4 protein-coding genes are annotated in these 4965 nt (G+C 51.8%); 2 read left to right on the forward strand and 2 right to left on the reverse strand.

Features of this window, described 5'->3' with window-relative positions; all coding sequences use genetic code 11:
- Window positions 1–178: 178 nt before the first annotated feature.
- Entirely contained in the window at window positions 179–706 is a 528-nt protein-coding gene (locus LKK83_RS00980; protein WP_324628858.1) for a heme-binding protein, read from the reverse strand.
- Window positions 707–1214: 508 nt separating this feature from the next.
- On the opposite strand from LKK83_RS00980, the gene LKK83_RS00985 reads away from it, so the two are divergent.
- Together LKK83_RS00985 and LKK83_RS00990 are read left to right on the forward strand one after the other, a co-directional pair.
- Complete coding sequence (locus LKK83_RS00985; RefSeq protein ID WP_324628859.1) at window positions 1215–2894, forward strand: alpha/beta hydrolase; 1680 nt, start codon at window positions 1215–1217, stop codon at window positions 2892–2894.
- A 106-nt stretch (window positions 2895–3000) separates the two neighbouring features.
- Window positions 3001–3909 carry an SPFH domain-containing protein gene (locus LKK83_RS00990; protein ID WP_324628861.1) on the forward strand — a complete coding sequence of 303 codons (909 nt, stop codon included), beginning with the start codon at window positions 3001–3003 and terminating at the stop codon, window positions 3907–3909.
- 65 nt (window positions 3910–3974) lie between these two features.
- Here LKK83_RS00990 and folP read toward each other — a convergent pair whose 3' ends face one another.
- Window positions 3975–4859 carry a dihydropteroate synthase gene (gene folP / locus LKK83_RS00995; protein WP_324628863.1) on the reverse strand — a complete coding sequence of 295 codons (885 nt, stop codon included), beginning with the start codon at window positions 4857–4859 and terminating at the stop codon, window positions 3975–3977.
- Window positions 4860–4965: the final 106 nt, after the last annotated feature.

Raw genomic sequence — 4965 nt, forward strand, 5'->3', positions numbered from 1 at the left:
AGTCAATGAATGAAAAATGAATTTTGTAACTCGTTCCCAGGCTCAGCCTGGGAACGCCTCCCCGAGGCTCCGCCTCCGGCAACAAACGGTTCAATAATTAACCGCTTATCGACCATAAAAAGCAGTTAATTGCTGACAATTTGCCCGAAATAGAAAGGGAAATCATCCAGGTTTTTCCTCAATCCACAGGCGCGATCGCAATTTGTACTTCACTGCGCTTTAGGGGTTCTGGGGTCATTGGGGAATTGTAAAGCAACCGTCGGGGACAACCCACCGCTTTGTATTCCGGATGGGCCTGCAACCACCCTTGCAAGCGCTGCAAATGGGTTTCGTAACTCGACCAACTGTAAGCGCCTTGAATGCCAATACTGACCACTTTCATCGGCGGATAATCCGTGACTTTCACATCCGAACCGATGTTTTGCGGCTCAATTTCGCGATCGGGATAGAGAAAAGAAACCTCCGCTTGACTGGGGGTTTCTACTTGAATCGCAGAAGCATCGGTATAGCGCACTTCTACTGGGGTGGTCATGGCAATTTGATTGCGGCTAATGTGATTGTAAAGCGGGTCAAATGCCACCCGCGTCGCTTGCTGTACTTGTCCCTGATAGGTATAGGTGACAGCGCGATATCCGGGATAGTCTTTGACGGCGATCGCCTCCGGTTCGGTGGGTTTGGGAAATCCTTTGGGTAAAGAAGCTGACATCAGTAATTTTTCATCCGATATTTTAAACTCTAAATTATACCGCAACCGGAATAATTTTGTAAACCGAAACAGTTTTTTTCTCAATTTTATTCCCCGACCTATACCGCTGCCAACTTCTCCCTAAATGCCGATGACAATAGGAGTAAAAAAGTGGCGTTTTCCGGTGTATCCCCCATCCCAGCAAACGCCGGATGCGTGACGCAAAGTCGCCAATCTGGGGTAATTTTTGCTGGCCACAGTAGGGAAGAATTGCCGAAAAAATGATAGAATAGAATACGGGTTAAAGAAAGACCCCAATAATTGAGCAGAGGTACGGGGGAGAAGTGGAACCTCAGCTCGGGTTGCCCAGTTTATACTGGGAACGAGTCAGTGGAATAAAATAATAGTAAGCCAGAAGTTATTCCCACAGGGGAACTCGGATCGGGAGCGTCGCTTCGATGCTAGTAGTTGAAACGCCCCTGTTTAGGGGTAGGGCATGGGAACTGTGAAACGCTATCAAAGGATGGAGATGAATTCAACAAACAACCCATTGGGGAGGCATCAAACCAGAGGGAGAAGAGGGTGGATTTCCCAGGCGATCGCCCCTCTGTTCGCCACGGTTTTTGCGATCGCTTCGGGATCTGTACTCCCGACTTCTGCGGCGGAAAGACTCACCCTGCGTCTCGGTCCGTGGTCAGGAACGATCGCCATTTCCGACCTAGAAGAATATGCCAAAACGGGCAAACTTTCCGGTCAACTCGAACCCCTCAGCCCCCTTTTCCCCCCCGGATTGCGAGAGGTGTTATCCCAACGGGTAGAAATCGACCCGGAAATGACCGACGAAGTTATCGATAAACTCTTTGAATCGCCAGAAGGAAACCGCTTACTTCGCACCCTGCTGCTGCTGGTTCCCGAGAGTACCATCGAAGAAATGAAAGCAGCGATCGCCTTAGTCGCCAGCAAAGGAAACGGTCTGAGTTTCTTAGGCATTTTAAAAGCTTTACCCGGGGAAACCATTACCCTGGATGCCACCAGCATCATCGGCGTCGCCTCTCGCCTGAATCTCTCCTATCTAGAAGGGCAAATCCTCAAAACCCGCCTCGAAACCGCCCTGGAAGTGGAGACAGACCCGTTTTACCCCAGCTTCGACCCCGCCGCCAAAGGCCCGCAAACCGTCTCCGCGCAAACCCTCACCCTGGAAGATACCCAGCGCAACCGGGAAATCGCGGTAGAGATTTATTCCAGTCCCAATTCCTCCGGACCGTTGGCGGTCATGTCCCACGGATTTGCCAGCGATCGCTTCTTTTTAGAATACCTGGCCCGCCATCTCGCCTCCCACGGTCTCACCGTGGTCAGTGTGGAACACCCGGGCAGCAACGAAGCGTGGTTGCAACAGCTACCCGTCACCTTGGATCCGACGGATTTAATCGAAGCCGAGGAATTTCTCCATCGCCCCCGGGATATCCGCTTCGTGCTCGACGAACTCGAGGCATTGAACCGTCAACCCGGAACGTTTTACAACCAGTTCAACACCGCAGAAACTGTGGCGATCGGACATTCCTTGGGCGGATACGGCATTTTGGCCCTAGCCGGCGCAGAAGTAGACTTACCCCATTTGCGCGAGGTGTGTCAAAAGCAGCGCAAGTTAGGGCAATCCCCGGCGGATTTATTGCAATGTGCCGCCGGGAAATTGGAAGGAAACCGAGTCAACTTGCGCGATCGCCGCATCAAAAGCGCGATCGCCCTCAATCCGATGGTGGGAGACCTGTTTGGCCCGCAAGGACTGGAGAAAGTCCAGACCCCCGTGCTACTGTTAAGTGGCAGCGATGATTCCTGGGCACCGGCGATCGACCATCAACTGGCACCGTTTCGCCAACTCCCAGAGCCAAAATATCTCGTGAGCGCGATCGGCGGCAATCATTTTAGCGCCAGCGATCCGGACAATCCCACTTTAGTGGAAACTCAAACCACCTTACCCGAAGACCCCAGCGACGCCGAAACTCAAAATCTACGCCAACTGGTTCGCGGTGTGAGCTTGGCATTTATCAAGCAGAACACTCCCGAAGCGAAAACCTACGCTCCTTTTTTAACCGCAGCTTACGCCCAATCTCTCTCTACCGAAGAGATTGCCCTGCGTCTAAATCGGGAACTTCCCGACAGGTTGGCCCGCTGGATCGAAAGTCGCGAAGAAATCAGCCAACGGGACTGACGGGGGTTTCAGTGATGGCGATCGCTCCTTTCACCACTGCCGCGATCGCCGCCCTACGATCGTAATTAGCCACATTCCCCCTTTTTATCCTTGGAAAACATCATTTATGGATAGCTTATTTGCGTTGAGCGTTCCCCTCCTCTTTACTTTAGGTTACGCGATTAGTGCCTTAAAAGTCATCAATCAAGGGGATGAAGCCTTGGTGGAACGATTTGGTAAATTCAACCGCAAACTCGACCCGGGAATTAATTTTGTCTGGCCTTATTTAGAAAGTCTGGTGGTAGAAGATACGGTTCGAGAGCAGGTTTTGGACGTTCCGCCCCAAAGTGCCATCACCCGCGATAATGTGGCCATCCAAGTGGATGCGGTGGTCTATTGGAAAATTATGGATTTAGAAAAGGCATATTATGAAATTAATAACATTAATTTGGCTATTAAAAATTTAGTGCTCACCACCTTGCGATCGACTATCGGCCACATGGAGTTAGAAGAGACCTTTTATTCCACGGATGAAATCAATAAACGAGTGTTAAAAAATCTAGACGAGGCAACTTCAGGATGGGGAATTAAAGTGTTGCGCGTGGAAGTCCAAGATTTAGATCCGCCTACTCGGGTACTGGAATCGATGGAAAAGCAACGGGCGGCAGAAATCCAAAAACGGGCGGCGATTTTAGAAGCAGAAGCCACCGCCGAATCGGTGCAGCTTATTTTAAAGTCTTTAAGCCCACAAATGAGCAGTGAAGAAGTGCTGAAATATTTGATTGCCAAACGGTATATGGATGCCAGTCAGGAATTGAGCAAAAGTCCGAATTCTAAAGTAATTTTTATGGATCCGAAGGCAATGTCCGATGCCTTAGCGGAGTTGATGCAAACGCCGGTTAATTCAAATACGTTGTTTCCGAATGGGAATTTTCCGCCGGGGGGGAATCCGCCTTCTGGGGGGAATCCGCCGTCTGGAGGGAATCCGCCGTCTGGAGGGAATTCGGGGAATGGATCGGGGTCTGGGGGGAATTGAGAATTGAGATGTTGGTTTTTATTTCTTAATTCTCAATTCTCAATTCTCAAGGGCTAACACCTGCTTTAAGGGCGATAAATGGCATCGGCGACGCGACAGACATCGTGCATTTCAGGGATGTCGTGAACGCGGATAATGTCCGCACCGGCGGCGATCGCGGCACAACAAGTCGCAGCGGTCCCCCAGACTCGTTGTTTGGGGTCGCTTCGCTCGAGGATGCGACCGATAAAGCTTTTGCGCGACGGACCGACAAGCAGGGGAAGACCAAAGGACCGAAAGGCACAGAGTTCTCTGAGCAGTGTCAGGTTATGGTCGTAGGTTTTGGCAAACCCGATCCCCGGATCGAGGATAATCTGGTGTCGCGGAATGCCGGCGGCGATCGCGGAGGCGATTTGACGGGCGAACAATGCGCTAATCTCGCCGATTAAATCTCCATAGTCGGTGAGTTGCTGCATGGTTTGCGGCGTCCCGCGCATGTGCATCAATACAAACGGAACCTTCAACTCGCTGACCACCGAGAGCATTTCCGGGTCTGCAGTACCGCCGCTGACATCGTTGACGAGATCCGCACCGGCTTCGATCGCCGCTTTTGCCACCTGCGATCGGTTGGTATCTACCGAAATCGGCAGATTGCAGCCGCGATCGCGGCGTAGGGCTTGGATAATGGGTACCACGCGATCGCGTTCTTCGTCCAGGGGCACCTCGGTGGCACCTGGTCTGGTGGATTGACCGCCGATATCGAGAATATCGGCACCGGAAGCGATTAAATGCCTAGCCTGAGCCAAAGCCGATTCCGGGCGATCGAACAGCCCTCCATCGCTGAAACTATCTGGGGTGACGTTAAGCACCCCCATCAGATAGGTGCGCTGACCCCAGTGGAAGGGGCGATCGCGGATGGTTATCGTCCTCGGTGCCGGTGCGTGATTGAGGGTGGAGGGTTGATGGTTCATGGTGGAGCGATCGGTTGATTGGGGTTAAACTTCATGGCTACCAAACTTAGATAAGTCTGGTCTTCTGGTCAGGTGAGCTTGGGAAAATAAAGTCTTACCAAGCCCC

Origin of the sequence: Phormidium sp. CCY1219, assembly GCF_035615515.1 — a bacterium.
GTDB lineage: Bacteria > Cyanobacteriota > Cyanobacteriia > Cyanobacteriales > Laspinemataceae > CCY1219.